The organism is Caballeronia sp. AZ1_KS37, from assembly GCF_023631165.1.
GTDB lineage: Bacteria > Pseudomonadota > Gammaproteobacteria > Burkholderiales > Burkholderiaceae > Caballeronia > Caballeronia zhejiangensis.
In genome coordinates this window covers 24,640-40,658 of sequence record NZ_JALQDP010000047.1, presented here as the reverse complement: position 1 = coordinate 40,658, position 16,019 = coordinate 24,640, and the positions used below count along the sequence as shown (strand labels likewise).

Sequence of the window (16,019 nt, the reverse complement as noted above, 5' to 3'; positions counted from 1 at the left end):
CTCAGATACCCCGGCGCCGCGCGGCCAGTTCCTGCAGCGCCGCGAACGCCGCGATCGCGAGCAGCACGCCCGCCAGCGCGCCGGCGAGGCCGAGCAGCGCCGGATGACGGATCGCGTGGCCCCACAGCTTCGCGTACCACGGCACGTAGCCGACGACATACGTCTCGCCGACGCGCGCGCTGTCCACGCCGCCGTGCCGCACGAGCGCGACATCGCCCTGAATCTGCGACAGGCGATCCGCGCGTTCGAGCACGTCGAGCAGATCGGTGAGATGGCCGTCGCCGGTCGCCGCGAGCGCGACGATGCTGCGCCCCTTCGTTCCGGGCGACTGGAAGCCCATCAGCGCCGCAAGCGGCCCGTTCTGATCCAGCGATGCGCCGCCGTGCGTGACACGCGCGCCATCGCGCCAATGCTCGCCGACCGAGAACGACGCCCGCGCGATGCCCTCCTTCGACGGCGTTCCCGCAGCCGAACCCGCTATCGACAGCGGCAGCGCATCGTGCCAGCGCGAAAACACCGGCGACGACGGCGCGCCGCCGATCACGAGCAGATCCTTGTGCGCGAGCGCGGGCACATCGTCCGGACGCGCGATGGTCACGCGCAGGCTCGGAAAGCCGGTCCACTGGCCCATGTGGCCGAGCATCGTCAGCATCGCTTCGATCTCGGCATTGGCGGGACGCGCGGGAATCACGATGGCCGTCTGCGACAGATCGGCGTAGCGCGTGAACGGAAAACCGCTGTTCGCGAAGTACGCGAGATTCGGCAGTTGCGCGTAATGCACGAAGCCGGAGAAGTCGATGGTCGAATCCGGGTCGACCGCCGCCCGCGCCGGATTGGTCGGCACGCCCGCGCACAGGCCCTGCTTCTGCGAATCGAGGTTGAAGCGCAATTGCAGCTGGTTCGAACTGCCGACGCGAAACGCCGGAATGTCCAGCGCGTTGGCCGTGCCGCCCGGCGCGCCCGAAAGCAGCGGCAATTGCAGGCGGCCTTGCGTGTCATCGGTTTTGGCGGGCGGCAGCCGGAACGACTTCACGAGTTGCTCGTTGATGTCGATGGCGAGCGCGGAGTTGTTCTGCACCGTCGGCGCGGTGTACCGGTACTTGAGATTGAGCGGCACGCCGACGCTGTTCCACGAGAACAGATCGGCGGGCACGCGCAGGTTCAGGCGGATCGGCTCCGGCTCGCTGCCCGCGACCTGAAGCTGCGACACGTCGTCGACGAGTTCCTTGAACTGCACCGGGCGATTCGTCGGCATCCAGCGCGGCGCGTCGTACGGTTCGCGCGGCTGGCCGATGTCGACATGCGCGACCTTCGCCGCATCGCCGGACATCGCCGTGCGGCCGAGCACGAGCGCATACGCGGCATCGTCGACTTCGGCGCCGTTGCGGCCGGTCACGACGAGCAGCTTGCGATCCTTGGACGCCGGATTGTCGGCGACGAGAATCGTCGGCCCGTCGATATCGGGCAGCGCGAGACCGGCCGGCAATTGCGCGCGCGTGCCGACGACGACCGCGTGGTCGTTCGGGGGCAGCGTGTTCATCGCCGGGAAGCGCGCCTGACGGTAATCCGCGAGCGCGCCGAACCACGACGCGAGCACGCCCGCGCTCTTGAGCGTCGCGCTGTCCGGCGATGCGGGCAGCACGAACGGCAGCGTGAGACGGCTCACATCGCGCGCATCGAAGAACGGCGCGGGCAGCAGCGCGAGATCGTTCGGCAGCCTGATCGGCGCGGTATCGAGGATGAATTCGCTCGTCGGGCTGACGTCGGCCCACAGCGCCGTGTTCGCCGGATCCTCGCAATGATCGAGCGTGTAATGGCCGATGAAGCGCAGCCCGAACTGGTTGTAGTCCGTGAGCAGGCGCGGATCGAGCGGGATGTCCTGCGTGAGCATCGCGCCGGCGTGCTCCTTGTCGAACGGCACGGTGGCGATCGCTTCGCCGTTGATCGACACCTTGACGTGCGACAGCGCGAACAGGAGCGCGGGCGAATACGTGTAGCGCAGACGCAGGCGCGCGCCGGTCACGACGCGGTCGAGCCGCACGCCGAGCACGATCGAGCGCGTATCTTCGAGGCCGCGCAGATGCATCGGCTGATACGCGCCGAGCGCGGAGAACGGGACGTGGATCGAGCCGGCGTCGGCGCTGGCAGCGGCGTCCGGATTGACGGCCGGCGGCGCCGCTTCGGCGCAGACGCCGGCGAAAAGCGCACTGGCGGCCATCGCCAGCGAGAGGCAGAACGAGACGACTGGTTTCATCGGCGAGTCAGCTACGGAATTCACGGCCGCGCGCCGCGCTGCCCGCTATGGCATCGTGACGGAGGCGCAACGACAATCGGATCGCCAGGCGAGCGGCGCGCGCGGCAACCGGGACGAATGCAGCAAGAGCGGGAAAGAATCGGGGCAAGCGTGCGATGCACGAAGCGAGGCGTCGGGGCGTGCGTGATCCGCGACGCGGGTGCGGTCGCGCGGCTGCTGCGTGCATCGCGCCGGTCTGTGCGATGACGCGCCTTTGCCGCTGAAAAGCGGACGCAACAGTAGCATAATTTGTGACAATTTGTATCACCTCAGCCGTCCTTCATCAAAAAAAGCGCCACATCGCGACATGGTTCGATCCCGTTCTTCATCCGCTACGTCTTCCGCATCCGAAAAATCCGGCCACGCCGAGCGGATCGCGAAGCCCGCAGTCAAGCGCAGCGGCCTGCTGCGCGGCCTTTTCGCGTTGCGCCATTCGCGCGACGGCATCGCCGCGACCTGGCGCGAGGAGAGCGCGTTTCGCCAGGAGGTGTGCGTCGCGGCCGTGCTGCTGCCGATCGCGTTCGCGGTGCCCGTGGGCGCCGCCGAGCGCGTGCTGCTCGCGGCCTCGGTGCTGCTCGTGCTGCTCGTCGAGCTGATCAATTCGAGCATCGAGGCGGCGATCGACCGCATTTCGCTCGAACGTCACGAACTCTCCGGACGCGCCAAGGACTGCGGCAGCGCGGCGGTCACGGTGGCCATCGTCATCGGCTTGCTTACGTGGGGCGTGATCTGCGGGCCGCTCGCATGGGACTGGCTGCGCGCGCATCTTTGACGTTGCGGCGTCCGGCGGTGATGAGCCTCGCAATTCGCGGGGGCTATTCGTGTGTGGCACCGGAGGCCATGCACGATATGTCGGCGGCGCAAACGGATTCTTGATGCCCGTCGCGGCGACTTTGCCCGATGGACGTTGATGAAGCGGTAGTTAATACCTCACGCGGACCGCCGCGAAATATTTCGAAAGGCAATCGGCGAGAGACAAACGCGCCGCGCGGCCGCCTGGGTCGCCTTCTTGCTGGTTCCCGTCTGCGCGCCCGTTTTCACGGCGCCCACTCTGCATTTCTTCCAATTGCGGGATTCCATCTACTTCGACGGAGGAGTTGTCGTGCGGCCTTTTACCCTGATTTTTCTGCTGTTCGTGACGCTGTTTTCCGGATGCGCGGCTTACCGGACACATGAGGCGCGCAGCGATTCCGGCGCGCTCATCGGATCGAATGTTCTCGATCTCGTCGCAGCGGTCGGCATTCCCGACAAGACGATGAAACTCGTGGATACGAATACGCCGGGCGACCGCATGGTGATGCAGTGGAACTTCTCGAATTCGGATGCGGCGTTCGAAATGAACGTGATCCTGCTCGATCTGAAGATCGGCGGCGCCGGCAAGTGCAGCATGACCGCGACCACCGAGCGCTGGGGCGGCAAGGTGCTGTCCGTGAACTTTCCCCAGGCGCACGTCGACAGCATGAACTCCGACTACAGCGCGTGCGAGCCGCTCGTCGCGGAAGCGCTGACGCATATCGGCCACACGCCCATCGATCCCGCTTTCGACTCGTTCAAGCTCGTCGGCGCGGCCAAGTAAGCGCGCCCGGCACTCGCACGCGACGATCTTCTTACCAACTATTTCTCCGGGAAACAGGTTGTGTCGTCGATCGGTGCGAGTGCCTTCGCTCTAAAGAAGGATTGCGAAACATCTTGTGATAGTCGAACCGTCATCGCGCGCCTTGAACGGATCTGCAATCCTATCGAAACCTTACCTGTAGTCCTTTAGTCATCGAACGGCACGTATAGTCCCCGCAGCGCGCTTTTTTGCCTGTATTTCCTGTCTGCGCTGAAGCCAACTACATCGCCCGCCGATTTGACAACTCTCCCGATCCAAGACCGTTTTCGCCGCGCCCTGTCGCGATCTCTTGCAAGAACCGCATTCGTCGCGGGGATGACTTTCCTCGTTGCGTATCCGCGTGCGCCGTTCGCCGCCGTCGTGATGAATTTTTCGCATGCCGATATAAACGAGGTCGTGCGCGCGATCGGACTCGCCACGGGCAAGACGATCATCGTCGATCCGCGCGTGAAGGGACAACTGGATCTCGTCTCCGAGAATCCGGTTCCCGAAGACGAAGCGCTCAAGACGCTGCAATCCGCATTGCGTATGCAGGGCTTCGCGCTATTGCAGGATCACGGCGTACTCAAGGTCGTGCCGGAATCGGAAGCGAAGGTTCAGGGCGTGCCGACCTATGTCGGCAATCAGCCTGTCGCGAAGGGCGATCAGATCGTCACGCAGGTATTTCAGCTTCGCAGGGAGTCCGCGAACGGTATCCTGCCGACGCTGCGGCCGCTGATTTCCCCGAACAATACGATTGCCGCCAACCCGAGCAACAACACGCTGATCGTGACCGATTATGCGGATAACGTGCGCAGGATCGCGTCGATCATCGCGGGCATCGAAGGGGCGTCGAGCCCGCATATCGCGGTCGTGCAGCTCAATTTCGCGGATGCGACGGCCGTCTCGCAACAAGCGCAGAAGTTGCTGGATCTGAACGGCATCGGCAACAGCGATCCGACGCAGAAGGTCGTCGTCACGCCGGACGCGAGAAGCAACGCGGTCGTGCTTCGGTCGAGCGGCGCCGCGCGGCTGTCCGACGCCGAATCGCTGATCGTCAAGCTGGACACGCCGACGCGCGCGCCGGGCAACATTCATATCGTCAGCCTGCGCAACGCCGACGCCACCGATATCGCCAAGACGCTGCGACGGATTCTCGGCCAGACAGGCGGCGGCGATTCGCAATCGGGCTCGGGCAACGGCGGCGGCAATCAAAGCTCGTCGGGGCTTCCGAGCAGCAACGGCACGCTGCCGCCGCTGCCGGGCGGCACGGATTCGGCATCGTCGGTGAGCGCGACGTCATCGTCGGCGTCTTCCTCGAAAAGCCCTTTCGGCGGGATGCAATCGCGCTCGGGCGATGACAAGGACGAGCAAGGAAGCGGCGAAGTCGTCGCGGACGTGTCCACGAATTCGCTCATCATCACCGCGCCCGAACCGGTGTTCAGAAACCTCGCCACCGTGATAGCGCGGCTCGATCAGCGCAAGGTTCAGGTGTATATCGAATCGCTCATCATCGAAGTGGCTTCCGACAAGGAAGGCGAATTCGGCATCGAATGGCTGACGGCTGCGGGGCTGCAGTCCGTCGCCGCGACCACGACGAACGTCGGCCTGGTCGCGGGATTCGGCAATATCCTCGGCACCAAGGGCCTGTTCCGCGCATTGCAGTCGAACTCGGATGTCAACGTGCTGTCGACGCCGAGCCTCGTCACGCTCGACAATCACGAGGCGCGCATTCTCGTCGGCACCAATGTTCCCATCGAGTCCGGGTCTTATTCGACGAACACGACGAGCTCGTCATCGGTATCGGCGTTCAACACGTACGACCGCAAGGATGTCGGCGTGATGCTGAACGTCAAGCCGCAGATCAATCAGGGCGGAACGCTGACGCTGCAGGTCTATCAGGAAGATTCGAGCGTGCAGAACGGCACGGCGGATCAGGCGGGCGGCTACAGCATCGACAAGCGCTCGCTGCAGACGACCATTCTCGCGGACGACGGCCAGATCGTCGTGCTCGGCGGACTGATCAGCGACAACTACACGAACGGCAATTCCCGAATCCCGTGGCTTTCGAAGATTCCGGTGCTCGGATCGCTATTCAGGCACGAGACGAAAAGCCGGCAGAAGACGAACCTTCTGATCTTCCTGAGGCCGGTGATCGTTCGCGACGCGTCGCAGCTTCAGGCGATCGCCGCGGATCGCTACGGCTACATGCAGGCGCGCTCGGCCACGTACAAGAGCGACAACTGGCTGGAGAAGGACGACACCGTGCCGGCGCTGCCCCACATCGATGGATACGATCACGGCGACGGAACCAACGTGGTCGATCTGACGCATGTGCGAAACGCGGCGCAGCCCGCGACGCCTGGAACCGAGCGTTCATCGCCCGCCCGCTGACACCGCGGCGCGCCTGCGCTGCAAGAACCGGCGCACCGCCGGATCGCGCTCCAGTCCGATCGCGAGATCGTAGGCGGCGAGCGCCTCGTCCGTCGCGCCGGCGCGAGCGAGCAGATCGGCGCGCGCCGCCCAATACGGCTGATAGTCGGCGAGGCGCGGATCGTCCGCGTAGGGCGCGAGCGCATCGAGCGCCGCCCGCGCGCCGTCGCGTTCCGCCAGCGCGAGCGCGCGGTTCACCGCCACCACCGGCGACGCCGCGATCCCGAACAGCGCATCGTAGAGCTGCACGATCTCGTCCCAGTTCGGCCGATGCGTGCGGCAGCGATGCACATGCGCCGACTGCAACGCGGCCTCCAGCTGAAACCGTCCGATCGCGTTGAAAGCGTTCGCGCGCCGCAGCAGCCTGTCGGCTGCGTCGATCATCGGCGCGTTCCATGTCGACGGATCCTGAGCCGACAGCGGCACGTAGTCGCCGGCCGCATCGCGTCGAGCGTCGCATCGCGCCTGGGCGTAGAGCATCAGCGCAAGAAGGCCGAGCGTCTCCGGTTCATCGGGCAGCAAGTCGACGAGCAGATGCGCGAGAAACAGCGCCTCGCCGGTCAGATCGCGCCGCGCGGCATCGCCGCCGAGCGGATCCGTCCATCCTTCGGCATACACCGCGTACACGGCTTCGAGCACCGCGTCGAGACGGCCCGGCAAGTCTTCGCGCTCCGGCACGCTGAACGGAATGCCGGCTTCGCGGATCTTGTTCTTCGCGCGCACGAGGCGTTTGCTCATCGCGGCGGGCGACATGAGAAACGCGGAAGCGATCGTCTTCGCTTCGAGCCCGAGCACCACTTGCAGCATCAGCGGCGTGCGGATCGCGGCCTCGAGCGCGGGATGCGTGCACGCGAACAGCAGCCCGAGCCGCCGGTCGGGCAATGCGCCGGCTTCGTGGTCGTCGATTTCGCCGGAGAGAATCGTCAGTTGATGCGCGACGTCGTCACCGACCCGGCGATGGCGCGCGCCGTCGATCGCCCGGCGGCGCGCCACCGTCATCAGCCACGCTTCGGGATTCGCCGGGCAGCCGCGCTTCGGCCAGTCCGCGAGCGCGGCCGCGAACGCGTCGGCGAGCGCGTCCTCGGCTGCGGCGACGTCGCGCGTACGCATCGCCAGCAGCGCGACGAGCTTGCCGTAACTGCGTCGCGCGACCAATTCCGCTACCGCGCTCGCGCCGTCAGCGGGCTCGCTCATCCGGCGGATGGCGCATCGTAAGGCGCGGTCCACACCGGACGCACTTCCATGAGGCCGTGCGCCGCGCCGGGACAGCGCGACGCCCACGCGATCGCCGCGTCGAGATTGGGCACGTCGATCAGGTAATAGCCGGCGAGCTGCTCCTTCGTATCGGAAAACGGCCCGTCGAGCACTTGCGGTTTCCCGTCGACGAGCCGCACCGTCGTGGCCGTGCTCGTGTGCTGCAGCCGGTTCGCGCCGACGAGCGCATCCGCCTTCTTCAACGATTCCGTGTACGCCTGATACGCGGCGACGCCCTGCTGCCGCTCGCTGTCGGTCATCTGGTTCCAGCGGTTTTCGTCCGAATAGATCATCAGCAGATAGTGCATGTGAGCCTCCGTCACAAGGTCGATGCGGCCGGATCATCCGGGCGCCATCACGATGACGCGCGGGCCGTGCGCCGATGGACAGATATCGCGAAAAAATTCACCCGTCCTTCCGAGACGGCCACGTATTCTCGAAGACGCATTCCTCTGTCGAACGGCGCGCCGCCCAACGCTCGCTTTCGAGCATCGGCGCATCGTAGAAGCGTTCGACATGCCCGACGCAAAGAATGGCCACGGGCCGCGCGCCGCCGGGCATGTCGAGCAGCGCGGCAACTTCCACGGGATCGAACAGCGAGACCCAGCCCATTCCCAGCCCTTCGGCACGCGCGGCGAGCCACATGTTCTGGATCGCGCACGCGACGGAAGCGAGGTCCATCTCGGGCAGCGTGCGCCGTCCGAAGACATGATGCTCGCGGCCGTCCATCAGCGCCATCACCAGCACTTCGGCGCACTCGCGCAATCCTTCCACCTTGAGCCGCATGAACGAATCGCGGCGTTCGCCGAGCGCATCGGCGGTCAGCACGCGTTCACGTTCGACCGCATCGCGCAACCGCGCGCGTAGGTTCGCGCAGGTAATGCGCAGGATGCGCCACGGCTGCATGAAGCCGACGCTCGGCGCGTGCAGCGCGGCGTCGATGAGGCGCTGCATGACGTGCGGCGACACCGGATCGCCGACGAAGTGACGCATGTCGCGACGCTCGCGGATCGCGCGGTAGACGGCTTCGCGATCGGCGTCGCTGAAAGCTTTTTCCATGGATGTCGGCAGGGTTGGGCTGATGGATTGGGGATGATATCGGGGCGGCTCGTTTTCGTCCGCGACGGCGACAAAATCATGCGCTGTCTACTTCGCCACTCAATCGACCTTGTTAAGAAAAAGCGTATTGCGCTGTTGATGTGTCTTACTCCATTGTTTGGGCTTCCCAGCCAATTAAGCGAAACAACCATGCCGATTCCCGCATACATGTGGCTGAAGGACGATGGCGGTTCGCCGATCAAGGGCAGTGTCTCCGTGCAAGGGCGCGAGGGCAGCATCGAGATCATCGGCTTTGGACACGGCCTGACGCTTCCCGTCGATGGCAACGCCGGCAGGATTACCGGCACGCGCATACACGCGCCCATGTCGATCGAAAAAGAGTTCGATGCGGCCAGCCCGTATCTGTACAAAGCGGTTGCCAAAGGGCAAACCCTTCGATCTGCCGAGATCAGGTTCTATCGGATCAATGACGCGGGCCGGGAGGAAAACTACTTCACGATGCTGCTCGAGGGCGTGAAAGTGGCCGGCGTTCATCCCGGTTTCGCGAACACGAAGATCGCCAGCATGAGCCCGCTCAATCACGTCGAGGCCGTATCGCTCATGTATGACAACATCACCTGGCACTACCTGGACGGCAACATCAAGTTCTCCGACGCGTGGACGGAACGCTAGGCTCGGGGGAACGAGATGGCTCTGCGGGGCAAGTTCGTGGTCGATAATGCGCCGATGCTGACGCTTGTCATGGCTGGTGTCGGGGCGTTTCCGGCGTTTTCCGGGAACGATAACTATCGCAACCGCGGGGGTTGCACTGCGATGCGCGGAGCAGGCCCTATCCCTGCCGGCAAATATTGGATCGTGGAGCGTCCGGCCGGCGGGATCAAATCTCAAGCTCAAGCGTGGGCGAAAGACGCATGGAACACTGTAACCGGGAATCCATCCAGCCACGGCGACTGGTTTGCTCTTTACCGGGATGACGGGCTGATCGATGACTGGACTTGGGTAAATGGAATCAAGCGCGGCAACTTTCGCCTTCACCCGATCGGTGGCCAAGGCGTTTCATATGGTTGCATTACGCTGAAGAGCCGGGCAGATTTTCAACGACTTCGCCAAGCCCTTTTACAGACGACATCCATTGCGGCAGGCACTTCCGGACTGCAAGCGTATGGCTGGATCGAGGTGATCACTGTTGGCAACACTTGTCCGTAAGCTAATCAAGGTAGCGCTTTTCAGCGGCCTGTTTCTATTGGCGGTGCGTTACGTGCACACTTATCCGTTGCCGATGACCGAATCGCAACAGCACGTCCTGCTCGTCATCGCTGACTCAGTGGGCGTCGAGGATGCGGAGATGCTCTACATTCTGTCCATGACGACAGTCGACCTGCTTGTGGCCATCGTCGCCTATAAGGTCATCATGAAACTCTGGCGTCGCCGACATACGGGGCGAACAAGTGAACGCGCGTAGAAAACGGGCGCGCACATATGAGGTAATCCATTCGACGACCCTCGCGCAAAAAAAAAGCGCCGCGGGCGTTCAGCCCGCGGCGCCATCGCGCGACGCTACGACGAAACCGCTCGCCGTAGCCCGACAGCACGCTTACATCTGCACGGTGTCGGCGACTTCCTTGAAGTCTTCGATCTGGTCGAAGTTCATGTACTGATAGATCTTGTCGCCATTGGCGTTGAGCACGCCCATGTCGGCCATGTACTCTTCCTTCGTCGGAATTCTGCCCAGACGCGAGCAGATGGCCGCCAATTCCGCCGAGCCGAGATACACGTTCGTGTTCTTGCCGAGACGATTCGGGAAGTTGCGCGTCGACGTCGACATAACCGTCGCGCCTTCGCGCACCTGCGCCTGATTGCCCATGCACAGCGAGCAGCCCGGCATTTCGGTGCGCGCGCCCGCCGTGCCGAACACGCCGTAGTGACCTTCTTCCGTCAGTTGCTTCTGGTCCATCTTGGTCGGCGGCGCGACCCACAGCTTGACGGGAATGTCGCGCTTTCCTTCAAGCAGCTTGGACGCCGCGCGGAAGTGACCGATGTTCGTCATGCACGAACCGATGAACACCTCGTCGATCTTCGCGCCGGCCACGTCCGACAGCGTCTTCACGTCGTCCGGATCGTTCGGGCAGGCCACGATCGGCTCGTGAACGTCGGCCAGATCGATTTCGATGACGGCGGCGTATTCGGCATCCGCATCCGGTTGCAGCAGTTGCGGATCGGCGAGCCATGCTTCCATAGCCTTGATGCGGCGCTGCAGGCTGCGCGGGTCCTGATAGCCCTGCGCGATCATCCACTTCAGCAGCGTGATGTTGCTGTTGAGGTACTCGATGATCGGTTCCTTGTTCAGATGCACCGTGCAACCGGCGGCCGAACGCTCGGCGGACGCATCCGACAGTTCGAACGCCTGCTCGACCTTCAGATCCGGCAGACCTTCGATCTCGAGGATGCGGCCCGAGAAAATGTTCTTCTTGCCCTGCTTGGCCACGGTCAGCGTGCCCGCCTTGATCGCGTACAGCGGGATCGCGTTGACGAGATCGCGCAGCGTGACGCCCGGCTGCATCTTGCCCTTGAAGCGCACGAGCACCGATTCCGGCATGTCGAGCGGCATCGTGCCGGTGGCGGCCGCGAAGGCGACGAGACCCGAGCCCGCCGGGAAGCTGATGCCGATCGGGAAGCGCGTGTGCGAGTCGCCGCCGGTGCCGACGGTGTCCGGCAGCAGCATGCGGTTCAGCCACGAGTGGATCACGCCGTCGCCCGGACGCAGCGCGATGCCGCCACGGTTGCTGATGAAGTTCGGCAGCGTTTGATGCGTCTTCACGTCGACGGGCTTCGGATAAGCCGCCGTGTGGCAGAACGACTGCATCACGAGGTCGGCCGAGAAGCCGAGGCACGCCAGGTCTTTCAGTTCGTCGCGGGTCATCGGGCCGGTGGTGTCCTGCGAGCCGACCGAGGTCATCTTCGGTTCGCAATACGTGCCCGGACGCACGCCTTGGCCTTCCGGCAGACCGCACGCGCGGCCGACCATCTTCTGGGCGAGCGAGAAGCCACGGCCGCTGTCAGCCGGCTGCTGCGGCAGGCGGAACAGCGTCGACGGAGCCAGACCCAGCGCTTCACGCGCCTTCGCCGTCAGTCCGCGGCCGATGATCAGCGGAATGCGGCCGCCGGCGCGCACCTCGTCGAACAGCACGTCGGACTTGACCTGGAACTCGGCGATCACTTCGCCGTTCTTCAGCGCCTTGCCCTCGTACGGACGCAGTTCGACGACGTCGCCCATTTCCATCTTCGACACGTCGAGTTCGATCGGCAGTGCGCCGGCATCTTCCATCGTGTTGTAGAAGATCGGCGCGATCTTGCCGCCCAGGCACACGCCGCCGAAACGCTTGTTCGGGATGAACGGAATGTCTTCGCCCGTGAACCACAGCACCGAGTTGGTGGCCGATTTGCGCGACGAACCCGTGCCGACCACGTCGCCCACATACGCGACCAGATGGCCCTTCTCTTTCAGCGATTCGATGAACTTGACCGGACCGCGCTTGCCGTCTTCTTCCGGCGTGATGCCGGGACGCGCGTTCTTCAGCATGGCGAGCGCATGCAGCGGGATGTCGGGGCGCGTGGTGGCGTCCGGCGCGGGCGAGAGGTCGTCGGTGTTGGTTTCGCCCGTCACCTTGAACACGGTGATGGTCAGGCTCTGCGGCACTTCCGGACGGCTCGTGAACCATTCGGCGTCGGCCCAGCTTTGCAGCACGGCGCGCGCGTTGGCATTGCCCTTGTCGGCCAGTTCCTTGACGTCGTGGAACTGGTCGAACATCAGCAGGGTTTTCTTCAGCGCGTTCGCTGCCACCGTGCCGACTTCGGCGTCGGAGAGCAATTCGATCAGCGGCTGAATGTTGTAGCCGCCCAGCATCGTGCCGAGCAGCTCGGTGGCGCGCGCGCGCGAGATCAGCGCGCAGGCGGTCTCGCCCTTGGCCACGGCGGCAAGAAAGCCCGCCTTGACGCGCGCGGCTTCGTCCACACCGGCGGGCACGCGGTTGGTGATGAGATCGAGCAGAGCCTGCTCTTCGCCTGCGGGCGGGTTCGTCAGCAGCTCGACCAGTTCGGCGGTCTGCTGCGCCGTCAGCGGCAGCGGAGGAATGCCGAGCGCGGCGCGCGCGGCTACATGAGCACGAAAGTTTTCCAGCATGGGGGGACCGTTGCCTTTGCGTTTCAGTGAAGGCTTTGCAAACAAGCCGGGATGTTCTGGGCACTGCGTTGCCCGCTATTCTAATTGCGACGCTGCGTTGCGTCAAACGTCTTATGTCTTATGTCTTATATAAGACCTGGCGGACGCGGGAAGGCCGGTCGTTTCGGGCCATGTCGAAACGGTCATCGCATCGCCGTTCGAAACGGGAACCATGGCGCGCTAGTTCTGAAGAATCTTGCTTCCCTTCATCACGATGTCGCTATCCGCCGTCACGCTGATCTTGCCGCTGCCCTTGACGCTGATGTCCTTGCCCTTGATCTGGATCGTGCCGTCCTTCTTCATGACGATGCTGGCATCGCCCGTAACGAGACTGATCGATTCGTCCGCGTTGATCGTGAGGTTCTTGCCCACCTTGAGCGCGTCATCCTCGCCGACGGACGTCGTGCGCCCTTTCGCCACCGTGCTCGACTGCGCGCCGTCGATCGACTCGCTCGCGTCCTTCGCGACCGACACCGTCTGCCCGCCGCCGACGCTGAGCGACTGATCGCCCGTTACGCTCGTCGCCTGGTTGCCGCCGACGCTCACGGTCTGATCCGAACCCACCGTGACGGTCTGGCCGGAGCCGACGCTGACCGTCTGACTCGCACCGATCGTCTCCGTGTGATACGCGCCGACCGTCACCACCTGGAACGCGCCGATCGTCACCTCCTGCGCCGCGCCGACGGTAATCGTCTCGTTGATGCCCACGCTGTGCGTGCGTTGCAGGAGAACCGTCGCGGTCTCGCTCGCCTTCACGGTCTTGGTGCGGTTCGCGCCGATCGTGATGCTCTCGTTCACGCCGACCGTTTCCGTGCGGTTCATCACGACGTCGATCTTCTCGTTGTTGCCCACGGTTTCGGTGCGGTCGTGCTTGACGACCGTCGTTTCGTCGTGATCGATGTTCTTTTTGCGGTCATGCCCGACCCAGTGCGTCTCGTCGTTCTCGACTTCGATGTCCTGATTCTTCTCGGCATGAATGAGCACCTGCTCGGCGCCCTTCTTGTCCTCGAAACGCAGTTCGTTGCAGTTCGCGCCGCTTCCGCCCTTGCTCGACCGGCTCTTGATGCCCGACTGCGTCATGTTCGCGGGCAGATCGTAAGGCGGCATCTGTTCGGCGTTGTAGACGCGTCCCGTGATGATCGGCCGGTCGGGATCGCCTTCGAGAAAATCGACGATCACTTCCTGGCCCATGCGCGGAATCGCGATGGCGCCCCAGCCCTTCCCCGCCCAAGGCTGCGATACGCGGATCCAGCACGAACTGTTCTCGTCGCGCTTGCCCTGCCGGTCCCAGAAAAACTGCACTTTCACGCGGCCATATTGATCGGTGTAGATTTCGTCGCCGCCCGGCCCGACCACGACCGCCGTCTGCGGTCCCTGCACGAACGGCTTGCGCGCCGTGCGGGCGGGCGCGAACGCCTGCTTCGCGTCGATCGCGGAGAACCAGCATTCGCAGCGATTCGCCTGCGCGCCGTCGAAGGCTTCGTAATCGGCGAGTTCGATCTCGTAACGCGTGCGCGTCACGAGATATTGCGTGTTCTGGTCCGCGCGCGGATGCCGCGTCAGCTTGAGCAGCGCGCCCGCGCGCACGTTCTTGCTGTTGGTGCGCGCCTCGACCTGATGCCAGTTGATGCCGGGATCGTCGGGCACGCTGCCTTCGATGCGCCATTCGTCCGCACGCGACTTCGCGCGGCTCTCGCCGTGATCCGCTTCCACATAGCCGCCCGGATAGTCGAAATGTTCGAGCCCGGAGAACGCGTCGAAGCCCTGCATGTGCTTCGCGGCCTGCTTCTGCAGCGGCCGCGACGGGTGCTTGAAGTCGTAATCGGTGAGCAGCCAGTTATGCGTTTCGATCGCGTGATGCGTGCGCCACTCGCTGACGAATTCGATGTCGGGCGCCGCCGCCTGCACCGCGCCGTACGGCAGCGATTCGCAGCCCGCGACGCTCTCGTGCGCGGCGAGCGTATCGGTCAGGATCAGCGACTCCTTGCCATCCTTGTCCTGAAACCAGTAGTAGATGCCTTCGTCTTCGAGCAACCGGCTCACGAAGTTGAAGTCCGATTCGCGATACTGCACGCAGTATTCGCGCGGCGGATGCGCGCGCGTGCTCGCCTTCCATTTGATCTCGCCGAATTCGAGCCCTTTGTAGACGGGATCGGCGAACACGGCCTTCACGATCTCTTCGACCGTCTTGTTCTGAAAGATGCGGCAATTGCTGCGCCGCGAGAGCAGCCACAGCCACGGCCGCACGGCCGCCTCGTAGATGTGGAGCCGTCCGCGCATGCCGGTTTGCCGGAAGCCCACGACATAGCCGGCGAACACGCGCGGCTTCGCCTTCGGCACGTTGAGCGACACGCTCACGCGCTTGCCGAGGATGCGGCTGAAGTCGAGGTCCGCGCGCTTCGAGACGAGCGTCAACTCGATGCGTGGCATGCGCCCGAGTTCCGCGCACGCGGAAAGGCTCAGAAAGCGCAGGTCGTCGCCGAGCGGCGTGTCGACGCTCGCGAGCGGCTTCTGCGCTACGGCATCGTTGCTGCCCATCGGCGCACCGGCCTCGCGTTCAGCCGACGCGCTTCGCAGCGCCGCGCAGCGAAATGTCCGTCACCATACGATCCTCCGTCCCGATCCGCATCCGTCGCGCGCCTCGTGCGTGCGATCCACCGAATAAACGAAACGCGCCTGAGGTTTTTGAAGTCCGCGCTTCGTATGCACGGCGACGCCGCGCGTTGAAAGGTTCGCGCGCGTGCCTTCAAGGGCAAACATTTCAGCGCCACGCGAGCCGGAATTATTTTCGCGCAACGGACATTCATCGCTTGACGCGGTTTTGAAGCGGTCCATAAAATCCACAATCTTCAACGATTGGGCGAATGCCTTGGACACTTGCAGTAGTCGACCTTCGAACGAAATCTCCGCCTGAGCGACTCACGTCCGCGCCTTTTCAACGCCGCCGTTTGTCACCCAGGCAAGCGGTGCGCGCCGTAGTACTTCGCAGTCACTCAAACGTGCACCTCGATCCGCCCCAGATGGCGTGATGCCGCCGTGCGTCCGCCGTCTGGTTCTGCCGCCGCCTCGCAGTCGGCCGTGCGCGCGCGCCTGTCGCCAAGCGCGCGCATGCGGTCATCCGCGGGCCGGACGGCGGTCAAGTCAGATAAACAATATTTGCCACGGGG

The 16,019-nt window shown here is 64.2% G+C and carries 13 protein-coding genes; 6 read left to right on the top strand and 7 right to left on the bottom strand.

The window, feature by feature from the left end:
- Position 1: 1 nt before the first annotated feature.
- On the bottom strand, positions 2–2,254 hold the full coding sequence (gene bcsB / locus NCS00_RS32200; RefSeq protein ID WP_250442181.1) for a cellulose biosynthesis cyclic di-GMP-binding regulatory protein BcsB: 2,253 nt from the start codon (positions 2,252–2,254) through the stop codon (positions 2–4).
- Positions 2,255–2,600: 346 nt separating this feature from the next.
- Here bcsB and NCS00_RS32195 point away from each other — a divergent pair, with 346 nt between their 5' ends.
- From NCS00_RS32195 to NCS00_RS32185, 3 genes are all read left to right on the top strand, one after another.
- A complete protein-coding gene (locus NCS00_RS32195; protein WP_008345804.1) occupies positions 2,601–3,065 on the top strand; it encodes a diacylglycerol kinase in 465 nt (154 codons plus the stop codon).
- A 330-nt stretch (positions 3,066–3,395) separates the two neighbouring features.
- Positions 3,396–3,869 (top strand): hypothetical protein, encoded by a 474-nt coding sequence (locus NCS00_RS32190; protein ID WP_008345806.1) that lies wholly within the window; start codon positions 3,396–3,398, stop codon positions 3,867–3,869.
- 354 nt (positions 3,870–4,223) lie between these two features.
- The gene (locus NCS00_RS32185; protein ID WP_250442180.1) at positions 4,224–6,281 is read left to right on the top strand and encodes a secretin GspD/PilQ domain-containing protein; all 2,058 of its coding nucleotides are present in this window, start codon (positions 4,224–4,226) and stop codon (positions 6,279–6,281) included.
- Here NCS00_RS32185 and NCS00_RS32180 read toward each other — a convergent pair.
- The 3 genes from NCS00_RS32180 to bluB form a co-directional block, all read right to left on the bottom strand.
- Complete coding sequence (locus NCS00_RS32180; RefSeq protein WP_250442179.1) at positions 6,264–7,514, bottom strand: RNA polymerase sigma factor; 1,251 nt, start codon at positions 7,512–7,514, stop codon at positions 6,264–6,266. The genes NCS00_RS32185 and NCS00_RS32180 overlap by 18 nt on opposite strands.
- Positions 7,511–7,882, bottom strand: a complete 372-nt coding sequence (locus NCS00_RS32175; protein WP_008345811.1) for a YciI family protein — start codon at positions 7,880–7,882, stop codon at positions 7,511–7,513. The genes NCS00_RS32180 and NCS00_RS32175 overlap by 4 nt, the downstream gene beginning before the upstream one ends.
- 97 nt (positions 7,883–7,979) lie before the next feature.
- Positions 7,980–8,633, bottom strand: coding sequence for a 5,6-dimethylbenzimidazole synthase (bluB, locus tag NCS00_RS32170; RefSeq protein ID WP_250442178.1), 654 nt, complete (start codon positions 8,631–8,633; stop codon positions 7,980–7,982).
- A 189-nt stretch (positions 8,634–8,822) separates the two neighbouring features.
- On the opposite strand from bluB, the gene NCS00_RS32165 reads away from it, so the two are divergent.
- The 3 genes from NCS00_RS32165 to NCS00_RS32155 are packed head-to-tail and all read left to right on the top strand — an operon-like array spanning position 8,823 to position 10,095.
- Positions 8,823–9,305: an Hcp family type VI secretion system effector gene (locus NCS00_RS32165; protein WP_008345816.1), complete on the top strand. Its 483-nt coding sequence runs from the start codon at positions 8,823–8,825 to the stop codon at positions 9,303–9,305.
- A 15-nt stretch (positions 9,306–9,320) separates the two neighbouring features.
- The gene (locus NCS00_RS32160; protein ID WP_250442177.1) at positions 9,321–9,839 is read left to right on the top strand and encodes a DUF2778 domain-containing protein; all 519 of its coding nucleotides are present in this window, start codon (positions 9,321–9,323) and stop codon (positions 9,837–9,839) included.
- On the top strand, positions 9,820–10,095 hold the full coding sequence (locus NCS00_RS32155; protein WP_250442176.1) for a hypothetical protein: 276 nt from the start codon (positions 9,820–9,822) through the stop codon (positions 10,093–10,095). Before NCS00_RS32160 ends, NCS00_RS32155 begins: the two co-directional genes overlap by 20 nt.
- A 132-nt stretch (positions 10,096–10,227) precedes the next feature.
- Here NCS00_RS32155 and acnB read toward each other — a convergent pair whose 3' ends face one another.
- From acnB to NCS00_RS32140, 3 genes are all read right to left on the bottom strand, one after another.
- Positions 10,228–12,813 (bottom strand): bifunctional aconitate hydratase 2/2-methylisocitrate dehydratase, encoded by a 2,586-nt coding sequence (gene acnB, locus NCS00_RS32150; protein WP_008345821.1) that lies wholly within the window; start codon positions 12,811–12,813, stop codon positions 10,228–10,230.
- A 219-nt stretch (positions 12,814–13,032) separates the two neighbouring features.
- Entirely contained in the window at positions 13,033–15,390 is a 2,358-nt protein-coding gene (locus tag NCS00_RS32145) for a type VI secretion system Vgr family protein (protein WP_008345823.1), read from the bottom strand.
- Between the two features lie 60 nt (positions 15,391–15,450).
- Complete coding sequence (locus NCS00_RS32140) at positions 15,451–15,729, bottom strand: hypothetical protein (protein ID WP_175982198.1); 279 nt, start codon at positions 15,727–15,729, stop codon at positions 15,451–15,453.
- Positions 15,730–16,019 lie beyond the last annotated feature (290 nt).

Bases quoted from the DNA above. Each gene is read 5' to 3' on its own strand.
- bcsB (WP_250442181.1), bottom strand. From the start codon at position 2,254: ATGAAACCAGTCGTCTCGTTCTGCCTCTCGCTGGCGATGGCCGCCAGT.
- NCS00_RS32195 (WP_008345804.1), top strand. From the start codon at position 2,601: ATGGTTCGATCCCGTTCTTCATCCGCTACGTCTTCCGCATCCGAAAAA.
- NCS00_RS32185 (WP_250442180.1), top strand. From the start codon at position 4,224: ATGACTTTCCTCGTTGCGTATCCGCGTGCGCCGTTCGCCGCCGTCGTG.
- NCS00_RS32180 (WP_250442179.1), bottom strand. From the start codon at position 7,514: ATGAGCGAGCCCGCTGACGGCGCGAGCGCGGTAGCGGAATTGGTCGCG.
- NCS00_RS32175 (WP_008345811.1), bottom strand. From the start codon at position 7,882: ATGCACTATCTGCTGATGATCTATTCGGACGAAAACCGCTGGAACCAG.
- bluB (WP_250442178.1), bottom strand. From the start codon at position 8,633: ATGGAAAAAGCTTTCAGCGACGCCGATCGCGAAGCCGTCTACCGCGCG.
- NCS00_RS32165 (WP_008345816.1), top strand. From the start codon at position 8,823: ATGCCGATTCCCGCATACATGTGGCTGAAGGACGATGGCGGTTCGCCG.
- NCS00_RS32160 (WP_250442177.1), top strand. From the start codon at position 9,321: ATGGCTCTGCGGGGCAAGTTCGTGGTCGATAATGCGCCGATGCTGACG.
- acnB (WP_008345821.1), bottom strand. From the start codon at position 12,813: ATGCTGGAAAACTTTCGTGCTCATGTAGCCGCGCGCGCCGCGCTCGGC.
- NCS00_RS32145 (WP_008345823.1), bottom strand. From the start codon at position 15,390: ATGGGCAGCAACGATGCCGTAGCGCAGAAGCCGCTCGCGAGCGTCGAC.